The organism is Umezawaea sp. NPDC059074 (genome assembly GCF_042738955.1).
GTDB lineage: Bacteria > Actinomycetota > Actinomycetes > Mycobacteriales > Pseudonocardiaceae > Umezawaea.
This window is the reverse complement of record NZ_JBHYHC010000011.1, coordinates 25,354-44,637: the sequence shown is the minus strand read 5'-3', so window position 1 is coordinate 44,637 and position 19,284 is coordinate 25,354. Positions and strand designations below refer to the sequence as shown.

Annotated in this window: 16 protein-coding genes and 1 tRNA gene; 2 read left to right on the top strand and 15 right to left on the bottom strand. The window is 67.3% G+C overall.

All coding sequences use genetic code 11. From position 1 onward, the window contains the following. From ACFWW9_RS08145 to ACFWW9_RS08075, 15 genes are all read right to left on the bottom strand, one after another. Window positions 1–891 (bottom strand): hypothetical protein, encoded by an 891-nt coding sequence (locus tag ACFWW9_RS08145; protein WP_390373139.1) that lies wholly within the window; start codon window positions 889–891, stop codon window positions 1–3. A gap of 14 nt (window positions 892–905) precedes the next feature. Then, a complete protein-coding gene (locus ACFWW9_RS08140) occupies window positions 906–1,127 on the bottom strand; it encodes a hypothetical protein (RefSeq protein ID WP_390373137.1) in 222 nt (73 codons plus the stop codon). Then, window positions 1,124–1,378: a hypothetical protein gene (locus ACFWW9_RS08135; protein WP_390373134.1), complete on the bottom strand. Its 255-nt coding sequence runs from the start codon at window positions 1,376–1,378 to the stop codon at window positions 1,124–1,126. Before ACFWW9_RS08135 ends, ACFWW9_RS08140 begins: the two co-directional genes overlap by 4 nt. Window positions 1,379–1,449: 71 nt before the next feature. Then, a complete protein-coding gene (locus ACFWW9_RS08130) occupies window positions 1,450–2,400 on the bottom strand; it encodes a N4-gp56 family major capsid protein (RefSeq protein ID WP_390373131.1) in 951 nt (316 codons plus the stop codon). A gap of 38 nt (window positions 2,401–2,438) precedes the next feature. Continuing rightward, the gene (locus ACFWW9_RS08125) at window positions 2,439–2,927 is read right to left on the bottom strand and encodes a hypothetical protein (protein ID WP_390373128.1); all 489 of its coding nucleotides are present in this window, start codon (window positions 2,925–2,927) and stop codon (window positions 2,439–2,441) included. A 115-nt stretch (window positions 2,928–3,042) separates the two neighbouring features. Beyond that, window positions 3,043–3,116 (bottom strand) — tRNA-Trp (locus ACFWW9_RS08120). A gap of 51 nt (window positions 3,117–3,167) precedes the next feature. Then, window positions 3,168–3,998, bottom strand: coding sequence for a hypothetical protein (locus ACFWW9_RS08115; RefSeq protein WP_390373125.1), 831 nt, complete (start codon window positions 3,996–3,998; stop codon window positions 3,168–3,170). 4 nt (window positions 3,999–4,002) lie between these two features. Then, window positions 4,003–4,908: a hypothetical protein gene (locus ACFWW9_RS08110; protein ID WP_390373123.1), complete on the bottom strand. Its 906-nt coding sequence runs from the start codon at window positions 4,906–4,908 to the stop codon at window positions 4,003–4,005. Beyond that, a complete protein-coding gene (locus ACFWW9_RS08105) occupies window positions 4,905–6,521 on the bottom strand; it encodes a hypothetical protein (RefSeq protein ID WP_390373120.1) in 1,617 nt (538 codons plus the stop codon). Before ACFWW9_RS08105 ends, ACFWW9_RS08110 begins: the two co-directional genes overlap by 4 nt. Next, complete coding sequence (locus ACFWW9_RS08100; RefSeq protein ID WP_390373117.1) at window positions 6,521–12,388, bottom strand: hypothetical protein; 5,868 nt, start codon at window positions 12,386–12,388, stop codon at window positions 6,521–6,523. Before ACFWW9_RS08100 ends, ACFWW9_RS08105 begins: the two co-directional genes overlap by 1 nt. Window positions 12,389–12,391: 3 nt before the next feature. Further along, window positions 12,392–12,820, bottom strand: a complete 429-nt coding sequence (locus tag ACFWW9_RS08095; protein ID WP_390373114.1) for a hypothetical protein — start codon at window positions 12,818–12,820, stop codon at window positions 12,392–12,394. Then, window positions 12,817–12,999 carry a hypothetical protein gene (locus ACFWW9_RS08090; RefSeq protein WP_390373111.1) on the bottom strand — a complete coding sequence of 61 codons (183 nt, stop codon included), beginning with the start codon at window positions 12,997–12,999 and terminating at the stop codon, window positions 12,817–12,819. Before ACFWW9_RS08090 ends, ACFWW9_RS08095 begins: the two co-directional genes overlap by 4 nt. 3 nt (window positions 13,000–13,002) lie before the next feature. Continuing rightward, complete coding sequence (locus ACFWW9_RS08085) at window positions 13,003–14,823, bottom strand: hypothetical protein (protein WP_390373109.1); 1,821 nt, start codon at window positions 14,821–14,823, stop codon at window positions 13,003–13,005. After that, the gene (locus ACFWW9_RS08080) at window positions 14,813–16,675 is read right to left on the bottom strand and encodes a hypothetical protein (protein ID WP_390373106.1); all 1,863 of its coding nucleotides are present in this window, start codon (window positions 16,673–16,675) and stop codon (window positions 14,813–14,815) included. The genes ACFWW9_RS08085 and ACFWW9_RS08080 overlap by 11 nt, the downstream gene beginning before the upstream one ends. A 454-nt stretch (window positions 16,676–17,129) precedes the next feature. Continuing rightward, window positions 17,130–17,333 (bottom strand): hypothetical protein, encoded by a 204-nt coding sequence (locus tag ACFWW9_RS08075; protein ID WP_390373103.1) that lies wholly within the window; start codon window positions 17,331–17,333, stop codon window positions 17,130–17,132. A 1,056-nt stretch (window positions 17,334–18,389) separates the two neighbouring features. On the opposite strand from ACFWW9_RS08075, the gene ACFWW9_RS08070 reads away from it, so the two are divergent. Next, on the top strand, window positions 18,390–18,587 hold the full coding sequence (locus ACFWW9_RS08070) for a hypothetical protein (protein ID WP_390373100.1): 198 nt from the start codon (window positions 18,390–18,392) through the stop codon (window positions 18,585–18,587). 96 nt (window positions 18,588–18,683) lie between these two features. Continuing rightward, window positions 18,684–19,229, top strand: a complete 546-nt coding sequence (locus tag ACFWW9_RS08065; RefSeq protein ID WP_390373097.1) for a hypothetical protein — start codon at window positions 18,684–18,686, stop codon at window positions 19,227–19,229. Window positions 19,230–19,284 lie beyond the last annotated feature (55 nt).

Below are 19,284 nucleotides of genomic sequence, written 5' to 3'. Positions count from 1 at the left end.
TCACCCGTTCATCTCGAAGTGCGGCCGAGCACTGAAGGTGTCCAGCAGTGCGTGGCGCTCCTGGGCCAGGCGGGCCTGGAACTGCTGCGTCCACACGCGGGCAACCGAGGTGGCCGAACCGGTCTGGATGAACCTCGCCCGGTCGGACTGCTCGATCGACGCCGTCTGGGTGCGCGCAGCCTCAGCCGCGGGCAGCAGGGTGGCCGTCGCCCATAGGACCGGGATGTCCTCAGCGGTGGCCGGGAGCCCGGTCGACGCCCACGTGCCCGCAGGGTTCGACGGGGACAGCGGTGCGGGGTCCGCGCGGTAGGTCACGTACACGGGCAGGCCCGACATGCCTACCGGAGCCATGTGCAGGTACCGGTTGCCGTCGGCCGCCTTCGTGTCCAGGCTGTACCGCTTGACCGGCAGCTCCCGATCCTCCGAGCCCGGCAGCCGGACCTTCAGGGACAAGATGTTCTCGACGTCCGCGGGCAGCAGGTAGCGGCGCACCGTGACGTCGGTGGTCAGCGTGGTCGTCTTCACCGCGAACAAGTCCGGCTGGCAGGCCGAGATCCCAGCCACCACCGCCTGCGCGACCGACCACCACGTCCACCGCGGATCGATCGTGACCATGCTGTCCGGCGGGAAGGCGTCGTTCGCCGGGGACCCCATGCGCTGCCGGAACCACGGCGGACAGGTGGCCGCGCCGGTCGTCGGGTCGTAGCTGGTGACGTACACCAACTCGTGGCCCAGCTCCACGATCACGTGGTTGAGCTTGTCGGCGACGTCGATGTCCGCCAGCTGCACGCCCACCTTGTTCGAGCCGTTCAGCACCCACCCCTTGAACGTCCCGACCTGCGGGAAGGTCGTGGTGTTCTGGTTGAGGTTGGAGCGCACGCGCTCCACCATTTGGTCCAGGGTGGTCACGCGCCAGCCGCCTGCACCGCCGCGCGGACCTGCGCCATGCGCGTGCCCCTCGGCTGGATGCCCTGCCGTCGAGCCTCGCCGTACTCGCGCAGCTCGGCATCCCAGTGCCTGCGGCCGGGAATCTCCATGATGGCCGGGGCCAGCTGGAGCGCCGCCGCGCGCAGGCACGCGCCCCACGACTCGTGGTCCTGGGTGGGGCAGCCGGATCGGCAGCTCATGGTGACAGCTCCTGTGCGTCGAAACCGTTGGCGATCCACAGATCCCGGACAGCGGGGTCGGTGGTGGTGTTGATGTGGCCACCGAGCCACACATGGGTGGCGGCCTCGGGGATCTCTGTCCCGTCGGGGTACGTCGACAGCTCGACGTCGTTCCCGGCCACGTGCTGCTCCACCACCAGCTCTTGCACGAGCGAGCCGCGGACCGGGTAGCGGTAGGTGGTGGACGGCGGGATCAAACGCCACGTGGGCATCAGGGCCTCCTACGACGAAGCCCCCACCCCGAAGGGCGGGGGCGACATCGAGATGTGGATCACCGCCTAGATCAGGCCGAGTAGTCCGGAGCCCCGCCGACACCCGACAGCGAAGCGCTGGAGCGGATGATCTGGAGAGCGTTCTGTCGGTACAGCGAGGTACCGAGCAGCGCGTACCAGCCGACCGGCTGGAACCTCTTCAGGGAGTCGGTCTGCGGGCCGACCACCGTGTGCGGCTCCTCGGCCACCGCCTCGGCGATGGCCTGCATTCCCAGCACGTAGGTGTTGTACTGGACGACACCCGACGTGACCTGAGAGCAGCGGTCGTTCTCCACGAACCGAGCGCCGTGGAACGCGCCGATCTCGCCCGCGTAGATTTCCGCGGTGTCGACGTAGTTGTGGGGGTTCATCCACGCCGTGGTGCCGGTCTCCAAGCGGAGGTCATAGGAGACGTCCGGGTGGATGTGGGCCAGGTAGTAGGCCCCGACCTTCTTCGCCGCCCTGCGCCGCTTGAGCAGCGAGACGGACGCGGCGACGCTGGTCGCCTTCAGCACACCGGTGTTCGTGGTCTGGTCCGTGGTGGCGAAGCTGCCGTTGGTGTGCTGCCACAGCTTGTTCGCGCCCGCGTCGAGCACCGTGCGGTAGATGACGTCCAGGCTCTCGTTCATGTTCTCGCCAACTTCTTGGGCGATATCCGTCGCGACGGACTTCGTGAACGCGAGCTTGTTCAACTTGTTGGTGTACCGCACCGTGTTGCCGTACTCGGCGAGGGTGACGGTCACGCGCCGCGGCGCGGGCATCGCGACCGCGGTCACGTCGGTCGCCTCGTCCAGCGGCGTGCTGGCCGCGGCCAGCTGCTTCTGGATGGTGAGGGTGACGACGTCGCCGGGGTGCGCCTGCTTCGCGGGGCGCTTGTCCACAAGCGCCCTGAACATGACCTGGTTCTTCAGGTAGGTCTCGCACGAGAGGTCCAGTGCGGTCTCCACCAGGTCGGTCCAGGTGGTGGTGTTGGTGTCTGCCATTGCCAGCTCTCTGTGACGAGCAGGCAGGGAACGTCAGATCAGTCCGGCAAGAAAGCCAGGGCTGCGTTCAGCTCCGCCTGCGAGGTGGGACGGGCGTTCTTCATCTGGGCGAGCTGCGCGGCGTAGCCGCCGTTTCCGGCAGCGCTACCGAGGCTGGTCGCGGCGTTCACCGCTGCCTGCTGCGCTGCCGCGTCCGCGTTGGCCGACTGGTCTCCTGCGCTGTCGCCGTCGGTCGGGGTCTTCGGCTCGAACCGGAAGGCGTCCTGGTTCTCCTCGACCCACTTCTTCACGGCGTCGGCGTCGGGGTCGCCCGTGTAGAACTTCCTGACCTTCTCCGGCACGGTCACGTCGAGACCGTCCCAGATGGACCTGAAGCTCTGCGCGGCGATCGTCGCTTCTGCGGTCGCAAGCCTGGCCTTCAGCTCGGCGTTCTCCTTGGCCTGAGCCTCGGCGAAGGCGCGGAGGCTGGAGCCGTCGCTACCCTCGTTCTTGTTGGCTTCGCTGGAGTTGCCGTCGAACTCGCCCATGATGTTCCTTCTCACCCTCAGAACAGCCCGCCGTAACACCGAGGGGTGGGTGCACGGGATTGGCAAACGCCCGATTCGATTACGCAGCAACCACCTCGGACACGTGGCGCTGGAGCATGGGTGACAGGATTTGAACCTGCGGCACACGGTTTTGGAGACCGATGCTCTACCGGACTGAGCTACACCCACGGGGCGCAGGGCCGTTAACCCTGCTTGTGTTGACTATTGTAGAGAGGCCGTTTAGTACCGCCCCTGATCGCGAGAAAGAGCCCCCGCCTGGGTTCCGAGGTAGTTCGTCTTGAACCGCCCCTCTTCCTCGGTGTAGGCCTGCTGACGTGCGCGAGTAGCCGCGGCGTCCGTGCCCAACGCGTCGTTCTCCAGGGTCGTCCGGTCCAGCTCGATCCCCGCGCGTGCGCCGATGCGGCGGTCCTCCTCTTCTCGGGAGGCAACGTCGGTGAAGGCCTTGCGCGCGGCCGACTCGTCCACCCCGCGGTCCGCGAGATCGAGCAGGCGGGACTGGTCCAGGTCGTAGCTGCCGTACGCGTTGAACGCCTCGGCCGAGATGGAGAAGGCGCTCATGCGCCGCTTCAGGTCGGTCTCCGTGATCGTCGGGTCCAGGGTGACCCTGATGGCGTCGGCCGGGGTGAACCCGGCAGCGGCCCACGCGTCTTTCACGCGCTGTGGCTTCGCCTGGTAGAACTCCGCGTGCTCCTGCATCCGGCCGTTCAGCTCGGCCGGGGAGACGTTGGCAGCGAAAAACTTGTCCAACTCGTCCTTGCCGTCGTAGGTCCCCGCTCCCACGTACTGCCGCACGATGGACTTGTACGTGGCCTCGGTGTCCAGGTACTCCGACTCGGACAGCGCGGGCAGGCCCGCGGCAAGACGCTTCAGGTTGCCCGAGAAGCGGTCCTTGTACTGCTGGGTCTGCCGCAACTTCAGCGGCACGACGTCCGCGGAGTCGCCCGCGGTCAGCATGTCCCGGACCACGGAGCCCAAGGACTCCAGTCCCCACTGCTGAAGCACCGCCTGCATCATCGTCCAGGCGTTGTCGAACCCTGCTGGCGTTGTCACGTCGTCACCCGATCATCCCGAAGGCCTTGCCGATGGACGTCAGCGTTTTGCCCGCCGAGTCCTTGGCGTTGTCCGTGAAGCCCCAACGGTCGTCTTTGCGCAAGTCCTGCTCGAACTGCCAGACCGACTTGGCTGCCCCCTGCGTGTTGCCTTGCAGCGCCTCCTGGATCAGCCGGTCGTTCAGCTGGAGGTCTGCGGGGTTCAGCTCCAGCGTGCGTGCGTACGACTCCATGTACGGCCGGGCGACGTCCATGACGGTCTCGCCCCCGCGGATGCGGTCGGCGAACGCCGTGTACTTCGCGGCGGCGTACTCGGTGAGCTTCGAGCGCCAGCCTTCGATGTTGCCCACCGAGCCGTTGCCCACGATGTTCCGGGCCAGCGCCTGGATCTGGTCATTGAGGTCCGGCGGGATGTAGCCGTACCGGAACGACATGTCGTACATGTCGTTGATGGCCTTGCCGAGCTGTCCGCCGACCCCGTCCAACGGAACGTTCTTGTCCGCCAGCAGCGAGCGAGCCACGTGCGCGGACGCCATCGCGGCGTCCATGCCCTTCACCTGGGTTTCCAGCCACAGCTTCCGAGCCTGCTTGACGGACGGCACGGGCACGCCGGTAGCGCTGGCCCAGGCGTACACCTGCTGTGCGCCGTTCTGCATTGCCTGCTCGGCTGTGGCCGGGTCGGCGATCGTCTTCACCAGCCACTGCCGCTGACCATCCGGAGTGGACTGCCACCAGTCGGTGGCGGCCAACGCCATGCTGAACCGGTCGGCCGTCCAGTTCTCGTCAACGGCCTGCTGCATCAGGTCCCCGATCTCGGGGACCTCCTCGGCCAGCAGGGCCACGAAGCCGTATGTGGCGCGTACGTCCTCCGGGTCCGGAGGCTCCGTGCGCACCTGAACCGGAACGGTCACGCGTTACTCCCCACCGACAGGGCCCCGGCGAAACCACCTTGGCCGACCATCTTCATGAACTGGGCGGCCAGCGTGCCGTACGCGTGCGCGCCGCGCTCCTGCGCGAAGCGGGACTCCATCCACGCCACGGCCTGGCCCTCGGGGTCGAGCTGGGTTGTGGAGGCCCCCGCGTAGTACGCGGCGGTCATGTTCTCCTCCAGCATGTGGTAGTACGCCACGAACTCGGCCTTCTCCTCGGGGGAGAGGACGCGGCCCATGCGCTGCCGCGAGATGGCGTCTACCTGTGCGCCCAGCATTTCCGAGTCGGCGTAGCGGACCGCGCCGGTACCGCCGCCACCCCCACCACCGTAGCCACCGCCGTACCCCCCGCCCCCGCGGTAGTAGCTGCCTCCGCTGGAGCCGCTGGACGGCGGCTCCCAGTTCGGGTCGTTGTAAATCTCCTGGGACTGCTGGGTCAGCGAGCCGAAGAAGTCTTCCAGCGTCTCCATGTTCCCGGCCGCCTGGGAGTTGATCGCCAGCAAGGCCACGTTTTTCAAGGCGGTGTAGTCCTCGTTGCTGATGAACGCCTTGACGGGGTCGCCGTTCTCGTCGGTGACAACCCGGCTGCCCGCGGCCGAGTTCGCCGCGGAGTCGCCGCCGTACGCCTGGATCGACGCCAGAGCCGTGATGGTGCTTGCCGCCAGCTGCGGATCGGCCTTCATGTCGGCCATCCGGCCGTTGATCCACGTGTCCACGTCGGTGATGTACAGCAGCCCGTTTTCGTCGCGGGCCACCATGAAACCGGGGACGTTGCCGGTGCCGGTCTTCTGGCTGAACGAGCCGGTGACCATCGTGGCGAACGAGCCGTCTCCGGCATCCGAGGTCTCGGTGCCGAGCTTGTTCTTCCCCGCCTGCCACTCGCTGACCTTGCGCCGGTAGGTGGACCAGATCGAGATGTTGTTGATTTCCCGCACCAGCGGGTTGTTGTTGACCTCGTCCAGGCTCCAGGTCCGTCCCCACACCGAGGTCTTGAACTCCTGCGCCAGCGCCTGCGCCGCGGCTTCCAGCTCCGGGTTCTTCGCCGGGTCCCGGCGGATCTCGTCCAACATTCCCTTGATGGTCGTGTTGTAGAGGTCGTCCGCCTTGCGGGCGGCCATCACCGACTGGACCTGTTGCGACGCGTTGTCCCGCTCGGCCTTGTCGTTGGCTTCCTTCTGCGCCTGGGTTTCGCGCGTCACCGTGATGGTGGGCAACCCGCTCTTGCCCATGCCGGGCGGTAGCCCGCCGGTCGGGTAGTCCGATCCCAGGGTGGGAACGTTCGGGGTGTACGGCAGGCCCAGCCCGTTGGTGTCGCTGGACTTCGTCGGTGCCCACAGGCCCGGCACGGTGGTGGGCTGCTGCGTGAACGACGGGGCCGGGGCCTGCCAGGTGGACGGCTGGGCCTGCTGGCCCAGGTTCGGAGCCCCCTGCGCCTGAAGCTGCTTCGCCGTGGTGTTCATCTGGGCGACCTGTGCGGCGATCGTGGCCGCGTCGTTGGCCGCGCCCAGCGCGCCCTGCACGTGACCGTAGAGCCCGGTCCCGACACCGCCGCCGGACGTGATGATCACGCCGTCCGGACCGTACGTGAAGCCCATCAGCTCACCTCGTAGACGTCCATGAGCTTCCACAGGGATTCCAGTGGAGTGCCCAGCCATTTTTGCTTGCCCGCGGTGCGGTAAGCCTTGTTGAGGCTGGCCCGCTCACCGTTGTTGAAGAAGTCGACCGCGAGGTAACGGTTCCTGTAGGTCGCCCAGTCCTGGTACATCTGCGAGACCGCAGCGCGGTACGGCTCCAGGGACTCGGGCAGCTTCGCTTGGCCGGTGGCCAGACGCTCGATCGCGGGTGCCATCTCCGCGTGCACGAAGTTCGGTTCGGCGCGGCGGTCCAGCTCTGCGGACGCCAGCGGATGCGTGCGTCGCCAGCCGTCCTGCCAAGCCTCCATTTTAGAGTAGATGGACTTGGCCGCCGCTGGGCTTGCCTTCGCTGCCTCCGAGTAGCGCTGAGTCGTCATCCGGTATTCGGTGACGTCGTCGGACAGGGTGACGTCCCGGTAGAACGACTCCAAGTCCTTGTGCTTGCGCAGCTCGGCCTTCAGTTGGAGCTTGTAGGCCTCGTTGTTGAAGTCGCCGGTCGCGGTGTCGCGGGGCATCATCGCCAGGGCGATGGTCGGGTTGTTCTTGACGAAGTCGAGGTTTTCCAGCAGCCAGCGCGTCCCGCCCAGGGTGTACGGCACCCCGCCGACGGCTTCGCCGCTGTCCCCGGTGCCCAGCAGTTCGACCGTGCCGACGGCGAACGCGCCGGGGTTCACCAGCAGCTCGCCGGGGTACCGGCGGGCGAACTCCACCCCAGCCTCGGCGAAGGCCCTGCTGTAGTTGTCCGGGTACTTCTTCGCCATCTCGGCCTTGATCTGGAACCACTCGGCCCGGATGTTCGGTAGCTCCTGGAGGCGGCCGAGCACGTCCATCTCCCCGATGCTCGGGTCGGCGTTCTGTGGGCTGGCCGGGAGGAACGTACCGGTGAACGCCCGCATGATCAGGATGTTCGTCGCCGTGGCCTTCACGGCGTCCAGCGCGCGAGCCTTCTCTTCCGGGCTGGCGTCCGGGCCGGGCAGCTGGCCCGCGGCCTCTGCGTAGATCGTCGCCGTCCGGAACGCGGAAGCGAACTGCCCGTCAGCGTCGTCCTTCTGCATCAGCGGGACGAACCGCTGGAACATGGACGGCATCAGCAGCTGAAGCGTCGACTGCCCACCGCCGAAGTCCTCGCCGCCGTTCATACCGCGCTTCAACCGCTCCAGCTCGATCTGCGCCGCGGGCCACACCTTTTCCGCGCCGTCGATCGCCCAGCCGAACACCGGGTTTGCCGAGAACTGGAGCGGGTTCGCCACGCCGGGGTTGATGAACCGGACCTGGCTCTTGAGCCCGTCGAACTGCGGGATACGCAGAGCCTCTTCGGGGGCCAGGCCGAGCGCGACCATGCCGTCCATCAGCACCCGCTGCGCGAGCGCCGAGCCGGGGTAGGTGAACGTCAGCCGGTACTCGGTGTTCCCCTGCTCGTCCTGCATCGGCTCGTTGTGCAGCACGCCCGTGTGCTGGGCGGTGGTCATCATCAGGTTGGCGCGGCCGAGCGCGCCAGGGTTGGCCTGGGCAGCGCCGATGAACCGGCGCACGAAGTCCTCCTGCGCACGCTGGAACATCAGGAACTTGTCGCCCAGCTCGGAGAACACCGACTTCTCGCCGGGGTTGTCCGTGGAGAGGAACGTGCGTGCGATGGCGCGGTTGCTGGCCATCGACTCCAGCAGGTACGCGGCCTGGCCCTGCGAGAGCCCGCGGTCCACCAGCTTCTCCAGCAGCGGTTCCACCTCGCCGTACGCCACCCGGCGCTCCGCGAGGTACAGCGGCTGAAGGACCATGTGAGCCAGCGGCTTAGCCACGATCGCGCCGTACGCGCGGCTGGAGGCGTTGGCCAACTTCTGCGCTGCCGAGCCCGAGCCCGCGAGGGTCGGTACCTGCATGGTGTGCACCAGGCCCTCCGGGTACACCTCGTGCGGGAGCCGGGCGAGGTCGTCCGGGGTCGGCTTCTCGCCGCGGGCCAGCTTCTCCAGCAGCGGACGGGACTCCTCCGAGAAGCGCACGATGGTCCGGCCGTCGTCGCGGGTCAGGGTGCCGCCCATGTGGTGCACGAGGTCGTCCACCGCCGTTTGCGCCGCCCGGCCAGCGGCCATCGTGCGTTCCGCCTCCGAGCTGGCCAGCTTGCCGTTCGGGAGGTACTGCATCCGCGCCGAGCTGGTGCGCATCGTCGCGCCAAGCTCGTGCTGGCCGTACAGGTACTGAACCAAGCCGTCCACGGTGCGGTACCGGGAGGCCTGGAGCAGCGGGTCCACCGAGGCCTCGTCGGCGATGCGCGTCACCTCGGCCTGCGCCTGGTCCAGCTCGTCCTGCTTCGGGCCGAACCGGACCGTCACCTTGCCGGTGGTCTCGTCGGTCTCCTTGACCCGGTACTTGCGCAGCTGGGCCGTGACCTTCGCGCGCCCCGGACCGTGCAGCGCGTCTCGCTGGGCGATCAGCTTCGCCACGTCGGCAGCGGCGTCCAGGATCTCCTGGTGCTCGGCCAGCTGCGGGGCCACCCGCTCGTGGAACAGCACGCGGGCCAGCTTCTCCGAGGTGACGACGTCCAGGTTGGACGCGAACTCGCCGACCATCTTCGGCCGGGCAGCCTCGGTCCACTCGTCCAGCGCCCGCTGGGCGATCAGCCTCATGGCCAAGTTGTTCGTGGTGTCGCCGAACCGCTTGTCCAACTCGGCCGACCAAATCTGGTGGTTGACCTTCCCCTTGTCTCCCAGCCACTTGTAGGCGTTGACCAGCTTCGCCGGGCGCAGCGTGTAGCCGCGGCCCGCGGCCGAGAACACCTCCTGCCGAGCAGCCCGGTCGATGCGCTCCGAGGAGGTCACGTAGTTGTCGGCCGCCGAGCCAAGCTGCTTGAAGGCGTTCTCCGTGAACGCCACCGCGGTTTCCTCATCCAGGTAGCGAGACATGGGGGAGTCGGTGACGTCGCCGCCCTTGCGCTGGGCGCGCTCGGCGCGGATCTTGCGGACGTAGTCGATCGGCCCGGCCATCGCCAAGCGGGCCACTCCGAACGTGTTGGACGACGCCAGCCCGTTCAGGTCGACGCCTTCGGAGAGCCGGGTCAGCACGTCGGCCTGCGTGCGGTCGAAGCCGTTCTGCCCGAGCAGGATCCGCATGGTGGCCGCGTACTTCTCCGGGTTCGACCGGCGGGCCTGCTCCAAGACCTCCAAGTCCGTGGCGTTGAAGTTCTTCGCGCTGTTGGCCAGCCGGGCAAGGTCGTTGTCGTTGACGCGTCGAGTCAGGATGTCCGCCTTCACCGCGGCCCGCGCCTCGCGGTAGCCCTTCACCGCCTCCGGGTTGCGGACGGCGGCGAAGGCGAAGCCCTCGATCCCCTGCCGGGCGGCGTTCGCCCAGCTCGTGGTTTTGGTGGCCTTCCATGCCTGGTTCAGCGCGTTGCCCCACGGGCCGATCGTCCCCGTGACGGCGTTGAGCACCTTGCCGCGGTCAACGAGCGACCGGACCTCTCGCCAGTTCGGGAGCTTCAGGCCCTCGGACATCTGCCACGGGTGCACGCCCGCGGCCAGCCGGAACTCACCCACCCGGATGTTGTTGTTGTCCGGGGTGGTGTACCACTCGTGGCCGCCGGTCTTGTAGCCGTTGATCGCGCGGTCGGTGGGGATCAGGCCCTTGGTCAGCTGCTCCACCAGCTCCTGCGCTTCGGGGGTGTTGCGCAGGTTCATCGTGTTCAGGAAGCCCGAGACGGTGTTGCGCAGCATCGCGTACCGCTCGCCGGGGTTCGCGGCGGCGAACTGGCTCGTCACCATCTGCGCCTGGCGCTTCGGCATGAACTGGCTCACCAACTGTCCGAACACGACGGACGAGTTCGGGTCCACCGGGTTGATGACCTTGTCGGAGAACGTGCGCTCGAACGCGCGCCACCCGCGGGCGAACAGGTGGGAGATGCCCGTGGTGTAGTTCTGCCGCATCCAGTCCGCCCCCGCAGGCGACAGCAGCTGGTCGTACCGGCCGTGCAGGTCGGCCCCCACGCCGTCGTCAATGCCGACGGTCCAGTTGGTCTCTTCGAGCTGGCGCATCGCCGACTTGTCCCGACGCATCAGCAGATCCACACCGAACTTGCCGAGCTTGTTGCGCAGCGCGCCGTTCAGGGACAGCTGGCCAGGCATGAGCAGGCGGCCGTGGGTCAGCTCCCGGCCGGACGAGTACGCCTCGGCGAGGATGAACGCCGACATCTCGTCGGCGACCTTGGCGCGCTGCTGCGCACGAGCCTCACCCGTCAGGGTCTCGCCTGCGTCGTCGGTGAGGGTCCACAGCGGCTTGCCGTCGGCGGGCGCGTCGATCACCCACGGGGAGATGTTGCGGCCGTCCTTGGTGGCGCGGGCAGCCTCGTCGGCCGCGCGGTCGCCTTCCCGGATGGCCAGCTTGCCGATCGCGCCCGAGCGCATCCCGATCAGCGTGTCGAACGCTGGCCGCATGGACGGGTACTGCTTCGTCCAGGCGGCGTACTCCGCGCCTGCGGTGATCGCGTCCTCAGCCTTGCCGGACTGGTTCAGGCGGACGATCTGGTCGGCCTTCTCCATAGCCTGGTCGAACCGGTTGGCGACAGCGCCGACCGGCCGGAACTCGTCGTCGGTCGCCCTGATCGCGGTGGTGACGTCGTCGATGGACTGGGCGTTCACGCCGTACGCCCAGCGGCGGGTGAGCGCGTTGCCAGCGCCAGCCTCGGTGACCACGTTGGCCGTGCGCACCGCCTTGACGCCAGCACCAGCCACCACGAGCGGGTCCACGTACCAGTAGCCGACGAGGTCGCCGAGCGCGGCGGCGATCGTGCGCGAGGTCGAGCCCTGGCCGAACCAGTCGCCCGCCCGCTTCTCGGGCACGGACATCTCGACGAGGTTGCCGCCGAACGTCAGCTGGCTGTGGTCGGCCATCGCGCGCAGCAGCAGGCCAGCGTTCGGGTCCTTCTCCGCGCGGGAGAGCAGGTCTCGCGCGGGCGCGGACAGCGAGTCGCCCGCTCGGGCGAGGTCGTTCAGCGCGCCGGACGACACGATCTCGCGGGCCGCGTCCACGTCGACAGGGCGGAACCGTGTGTCGGCCTTCAGCTTCTCGACGGCGTTGTCGGACACCGGGCTGCGCTTGTTGCCCATCGACTGGAAGTAGTAGGCGTACCGGCTCGTGAAGCTGTCCGGGTTGTACCCGGCCGACCGCATGTCGGTCTGCTGCTGTGAGGAGACCGAGGAAACCCCGGCGATCTTCCCGGCACCCTCGAAGGTGTTGACCACGCCCGAGATCGCGCCGATACCCGCCATGAGCGGGTTACCGCGGTTCATCATCGCGGTGCGGTCCAAGAACTTGTCGAGCCCGTTGTCTGTGGCGTAGCCCGCCTGGGCGGTAGCGGTCAGCGGGCTGGCGATCTTGTTCAGCCCCTCCAGCAGGCTTTCGCCAGCGGTCTTGATGCCCGAGCCGACGGCCGATACCCCGGCCGCCGTAGCGCTGGCCACCTGCTTCACCCCGCGGCCGAGCATCGCCCACACCCCGGAGTCCTCTTCCGGCTTCGGCTCGGGCGTGGTGATCGCGGTCTTGACCTCGTCGGCCTTCGCCAGCTCGGGGGTCAGCGACTTGGTGCCGTACCCGGCCCCGGCCGCGATGTCCTTTATGGCCACCTGCTTGCTTGCCGAGTAGCCCTGGAACGCGCGCAGCGCCAGAGCGCTCGGCATGGCCGAGTTCACCAGAGCCTGAGCGATCTCGGGTTCATCCGGGAACGCTCCGGCGTACCGGATCGCGGTCGCCGTGCGGATGCGCTGATCGGTGACCGGCGCTTGCGCAGCCTGCACGAGCTGGTCCGGGTTCGAGACTTTCTGCCACCAGTACTTCGCTGCCACGTCTCAGAGTCCTTGGCTCGAAAGGAGGTTGGCCAACCAGGCGACCGACCCCGACGGGTCGCTACCGGCGTACTCGCGCAGCTGGTCCGACGTCGCGTACGCGCGCGGCGCGAGCGGCCCGCCAGCCAGCGTGTTGGGCCCCGCGCCCGATGGGGCTCCCGCGGTGATCGGCTCGTCCGGCCGCTGGCTGGCAGCGAACAGACCCACGGGGGGCTCGGACGGCTGCGCCAGCGGCGACGGCCCCGCGGACGGCTCAGGCATCCGCGGGTTGGGGGTCGGCCGCTGCTCCGCGAGCGGCGCCCCTTTCTGCTGCTGCTCGTACGCGGTGGCCTCGCCGTACTGCGGGTCAGGCAGCGCGCGGATCGGCTGGCCGCCCGTGTCGGTGCGGCGCGACAGCGCGCCCGGACCCGAGACCTGCGCGGGGGAACTCACTCGGCACCACCCTCAGGCATCCCGAAGCCGAGCCTAGGCCGCGGTGCGACGGCCGCCACCAACTTCTCGGTGAGAGCTTCCGCGCCGCGCGCGAGCGCCAGCAGCTCGGCCTTCGTGTACTCGCCGTCGCTCTTGATCGTGACGCTGCCGCGTCCGTTGGCAATCACTTCGATCTTCACGGCTTACCCCTGTCCGATCGCACGCTTCCGGAGTACGGCCGCGGACATCCGCGGGTCGCCCTGGCCACGCAGCTCGGCCATCAAGGCGGAAATGGCGGGCATCCCGCCGGGCGGCATCCCGGCCTGGCCGGGAGGAACACCCTGGAGTCGACCCGACTCGTCCACGCCGGGCGGCAGTTCGCCGCCGGGAGGGCCCTGCGGCGCGGGCGGTGCGGCGGCCGGGTCGGGCTTGGGCGGGGTCAACGCGGTCTCGATGGCCTCGGCCAGACCCTTGCCCTTGCGCCGCAGCTCGATCGCCTTGGCCGCGCCGAGCACGATCGGCAGCGGGTCCTGGCCCTGCATGGTCATCGCACCGAGGGACTGCAAGAGGGTCTTGAACCCCTCTTTGAGCGAGTCCTCAAGCTGTTCGCGGTCGACTACACGCTGTTCTTCCTCTGCGTCAACTTCAAAGGGGAGCTGCCTGCGGAAAGTGTCCCGCGAGATCACTGCGTCGCCTCGAAGTTGAAGCATACCGACCATCGCTTGGGCCGGGGTCATGCCAGCTGCGAACCCGTAGGAAACCTTGCAGCTCCACGAATCCCCGATGTCGCGGCCGGGAATGTACGTGATCTCGAAGGGGCGGCCGGACAGGTGGCCGTCGATCTTCTTCGGCGTGTTCGGCCAGAACACCACGTCCGTTTCGAAGCACAAGCTGGTGGCGTCCTCCAGCGCTGCGGTGAACACCAGCTGCGCCGTGCTGATCTGCGTTTCCAGCGTGCCCTGCAAGGCCTGCACGCCCTTGCCGGTGACGATGTTGCCCTGCACCCCGCCGGTCCGGGAGTCCGGGTAGCGGGCCCCGGTCTTCATTTCCTCGTCCAGAGCGGACTGGATCAGGAAGACCTCACGGTCGATCGGCAGTCGAACGCGCCCGATCTTCTCCGGGTTCTGGCTGCGCATCACGGCGTGCGCGCCGAGCGACACATTCTGGACGTCGTCCGGCATCGTCCACGGCGCGTTAACCGCCTGCTCGGCGGCCGACATCATGTAGGTGGCCATGATCGCGCGGGCCAGCTGCACCCACACCACGTCGTCGTACTGGCCGCGGGGCCGCTCCTCCAGGCTCGGCCGCTCGGCGATGATGATCGGCACGCGGGACAGCCGGTTCGGCACGTTCACCAGCACCGCGTAGTTGCACTCGGGCAGGTAGATCACCGTGCGGTGGCGGTCCGAGTAGCGGACCATCTCGATCAGGTCGTTGTGGGGTCGCTCGGCGACACCGCCGTGCGGGCACATGATCTGCTGGCGCAGCTCGGGGTACCGCGCGGCCAGCGCGCCCGCGCGGGCGCGGGTGACCTTCGCGAACTGCTGGACTCGCTTCCACCGGTCCAGCTCGTAGTACACGCCGAACGGCGACTCCACCCGGATCTTCGGGCCGCCCGCCTCGAAGTCGGGTTCCACCATGAGCACGCCGAAGCTGTACGAGTTCCAGCTGTCGGCGAGGTCCACCATCTGCTGCGCCAGTCGGCTCGTCGTCCAGTACGACGAGCCGATCTTGTTCTTCTTCCCCGCGCGAGACTCGTCGGCCAGCGTCGTCATGTTGCCGCTGGCGCACGCCAGCGACGGCAGGCCCGCGCACATCTCTGCGGTGTCCCGCGCCGCGGTCTCCACCAGGTTGGCCACGGTGGAGTGCTGGAGGTCGTCCACGAAGCCGTCCGGGAACAGCTCGTTGATGTGGCCCGCGCGCACGCGGCGCACGTTCGCGATGTTCGAGTCGCGGTCGATGACCTCCGGCGCGTACCGCATCTCGCGCACGCGCTGGTCGATCGCCTGGATTTCAGACAGCATGGACTAGCCCCGCTCGGTGTAGTTCTTCCCACGGCACGGTTTGGCGGCCCTTCACGGCACCGCGAGTGGTCCAGCGCGAAGGCAGGTGCGTCACCTCGGACTGTCCGCCGCGCAGGTAGTTCCGGGCTCCCAGCTCGGCGAACCACAAGGCCATCACCAAGTCCTGCACGAGCTTCTTCGCGTTCGGCTCCCACGCGGTCAGCTGCTCGCACAGCTCGTGCACGTGGCGGTTTTGCGTCTTGCTCGGCAGGTCGATCAGGCCCTTGCCGTTCGGCTTCGGTGCCAACTTCCCGTTGATGTCGTCCACACAGGACAGAAAGAGGGGGACCAAGGTCCCCTCCACGCCCATGTTTGGGTCCCACTTGTTGCCGCGGGTCTCGTGCTCGACGACCTTCCCGCCGTGCGCGTTCACGAAGTCCCGGATCTCCGGAAGCTGCGAGATGAACTGCTGGACGGCGTTCTTCTCGATCCGCCATTCGTTGACGTGGTACTTCGTCTGCCAGGCCTTCAGCTGCGGGATCGTGTGGCGGGACGTCACGCCCTTCTTGTTGTAGACGTCCAGCACGAAGCGGCGACGGGTTAGCTTGTCGACGGCGTAGACGATCATGGCGTTGCGGCCCGCCGAGCTGGCGGGGTCCCACGAGCCGATCACGTACAGCCCGTCCATGCCGCGGTCGCGGTGGCCCGGCACGCCGGGCTGCATCGGGCAGGAGAACCGCCTGGTGTTCACCGCGGCGCTGACCGCCTCCACCGGGAACACTGCGTGCTCCGAGACGTCGCGCTGCTGGTAGACGAACGTGAACCGCCTCGGGTCCGTCATGGCGGCCTTGGCCTTGGCGATGGCGCGCGGCGGCAGCCGCTCGGGCCACAGGACCACCCACTCCGAAGAGTGCGCGGTCTCGTTCTCCAGGATCGCGGGCTGGCTGAAGTACGTGTAGAACGGTTGGCCCTCTTCGTCCTGCGCGGTGTCGCGCAGCCACCGGTAGATGTCCATCGTGCCGACGCGCGTCCCGAGCACCAGCAGCTCACCGTGCGCCTTGTCCAGGCGCGAGTACACGTCCTGGCCGATCCAGTCGGCGTGTGCCTCGTACTGGTTGGCCGTCGAGATGTCTTCGATGTCGTCCAGGAGGATCTTGTCGAAGCGGGCCCCGTAGATGTGGCCGCCGACGCCCAGCGCTTCGATCGTCGGGTCCTTCTCCGCTTGCTCTCGGCCGCGGATGTAGATCAGGTTCTCCCGCCACGCCAAGCCGTCCGACTTGTCCTCGGACTTCCAGCCGCCTTCGGGCGCGAACGCCGCGTGCAGCTCGGGGAACAAGCTCGGGTTGCTGAGGTAGAACTTAATCTGGCTCAAGAATTTCTTTGCCATGCTCTGCGACTTCGAGATGATCGCGATTCGAATGTCCGGGTTCTGGACGATCGACCACAGCACGTACTGGACCGTCCACACCGTGCTCTTGGCGTGGTCGGGCGGGAAATTGATGATCATCGAACGGCAGTCGTCGTCAGCGTCACCCGACCCGCGCTGGTAGATCATGCCGTCGCGCAGGTCCCGTGGGGGCCGACCCTCCAGGACGTCCCACGCCCGCATGTGGTGGTGCGGCAGCGGGCGCTTCAGGTACTTCGCGCAGAACTCCGGGAACGGCGGGCAGGTCTGCTTGACCCGCTTCCCCTCCGACGCCGCGGCGCGCACCCGGTCCACCGCGGCCTTGAACTCCGGGTCTTCCTTGCGCCAGCTGCGGTACGTCTCCTCCGAGCGGTTGACCTTGAGCATGGCTTCGCGGACCTTCGCCCCGCCAGCGAGCTGGTCCAGGACGATGGCCTTCGCGTCAGCGATGTCGATCAGCTTGGCCACGCTGCTGCCCCCACTTAGAAGTGGGACCCCGGCGGTTTACGAAGCCGCCGGGGTCCTCAGTGCTCGAAACCCCGAGCTAGGGAGTGCCGGTCTCATCCGGCTTGCGCCGCAGAGGAGCATTGCTCACTCGCGCACAGGATCAATTGTAGAAACCCGCCGAAGGGGCGGGTCCAGGTCGGAAAATTGGCCGTCACCAGTTACGAGGAGCGGCCTTCGTGGAGCGACGAGCGGCCTGCGCTGATCCGGTATCAGGCCTGATACGACAAATGGGCCCCGCAGGGCCCATAATTGAAAACATATTTCTGCTTAAACCTGGCAGGCAGTTCAGTGGGGGCCTGCGGCCCCGCTGTCTGGCAGTGAGTGGGGGCCTCGCTTCGCTCGGAGAGGCCCCCCTACCCCCCATGAGGAAGTGTACGGAGGCCCCGAAGGGCCGCCCCCACTCCCGAGACCGTTGCTAATCCGTGACCTGCCGACGGATGTTTGCCTGGTGCTGGTGAAGCGCTGCGTCGATCACCTCCGGATCGACCTCGAAGTGCATGGCCAGCTGGAGCCTCGTCGGGGAAAGGCTGCCGTGCGGGTAGTCCGGGAGCGACGCGGCGATCACGTCGGCGATCTGCTGGGCGGGCGGGCGGCCGTCGGCCGGGTTCAACTTAGGCATCACCCATTCAGTCTACTCGCGGTGCTCGGTTCGAGGCTGCGGAACGTTGGGTCGAGCGAGTTGGACAACGTCGCCGTGACAGGCGACTCCGGGTTCCCCACCGTGCCGTGGGCAGGCTGCTCCAAGCCGGGGGTACCTCACACCACCCACCCCACGAAAACCCCCCACCCCATAGCGGGACCCCCCACCCCATCTACCCACCACCTCAGGGACCCCTCATCCACCGGGGGTGCTGGACATTTGTGTACGCAGAGTTACATATATATCACTCTCTACATAACAATCACCGGGGTCTGCCCCGCCCCTGCCCGGCCGGGCCCGCGCGCGGCTCTGAATCGTGCTGACCTGTTCTTTTATAGCTTGTCAACGATCATCCTCCCCCCACCCCCAACCCCCATCACCCCTACCTACCCCATGTCCAGTAGTACATATGGACTCATACATGGGATGACAGGATGTTCGGCCCGTGTCAAGCGGAGCTGCGTCCGCTTAGCCGGACGGATAGGTAGTCACCCAACCTGTTGCCTCTTGCTCGCTCATCGGGTAGTCGCGCGAGCGCGGTTCCTCTCCAGTCGGGGGACAACATGGTTCACCCCAACGTTCACTCGTTTGGAGTATTGAACTTCAATGTTGGGGAGAGCAATGTTGTCGCTGTCAGGTTGAGCCAGCGAGCGAGGGAGGCAGGGTGGAGCACCACCGGGTCAGGCGGGTGTGGCCGGATGGGGAGCGTGCGACGTTCTCGATCCACACGGAAAACGTGGGTGAGGCGCAGCGGTTCGTGGAGTCCTGCAACGCCCACATCGAAGGAACGTTCGAGTTGGTGGTGCCACGTGGTTAGCCACGCACTGGAGCTGTCGGACCTGACGGAGGTGTGGCCAGCCGTGGACCTGGACCCGGAGCCGGGTCGCTGTCGCCACGGCAACCGGGTGGGTAGTGCGTCGGGTGGCGAATACCTCTGCGGTCTGTGCGAGGACGGCTACTGATCGGTCTGTTGCTGGTGGGGCACGGCTTGTCCGTGCCTGCGCCAGGAATAGCCGAACGGGTGAGAGGTGCAACGTGGGTGAGCTGATCAAGGAAATGCGTCAGTGGCTGAAGCGGGTCGACTGGGACCACGCGCTACAGGAAAGCGCATCCGAACTCGCGGTACTGCGGGCAGTGGAGCGAATGTACACCGGGGGTGTGCGGCAGTTCGCTTCGGATTCGGCGGGCAAGTGGGCGCGTGAGTTCGGTTGGGAACCGGCTTCCCAACTCTAATCGTCGCGTGATGTTTGGGTGCGGATGAATTCCGCACCTATTCACCAAATGACTGATTAGTAATTGCAATTCAATGCACGGGTGAGGTGTATCCAAATGACGGTAAAGAAGTACGTGCTTGACACGTACACCACGGTCTACGGCGATTGGCCGGAGGGTCGGGACGAACCGGAGGTGTTGGACAGCTCGGAGGGTACCGAGGTGTTTACCCACCTGTCCGAAGTGGCGGAGTGGCTGGACATCAAGGGGTTGACGTCGCCTAGCGAGTCTCCCCGGTTCGGCGGACAGACGTGGCTGTCGCTGGCAGACGGCACCCAGGTGCACGGGTCGCATGGGCACTACACGGGGAAGACCGAAGCGGTGACGGCGCACAACGCGACCGGATTCACCGAACGCGAATGGGTGTCGGTGCTGAACCGCGTCACGTACGGGTCCGGCTACCGCACGTTCACGACCTGGTCACGCTGGCGCGTGACGTACTTCGGTGCGAAGGGAACGGGTACCGCGCACCACGTGGAGAACCCTGCCCGTGTCGTGACGTTCCGAGTGGTGGATGACTGGCTTGTCCTGTTCCGCACGGAAGACGCCGTGCCGCACCACCTGATCAGCTCCGTTCAGAAGTGGGTGACGGACCACGCCTGATTCGTCCCGCTGACGGTAGGGCACGGCGTAGCCGTGCCTGTCCGTGAACTGACGA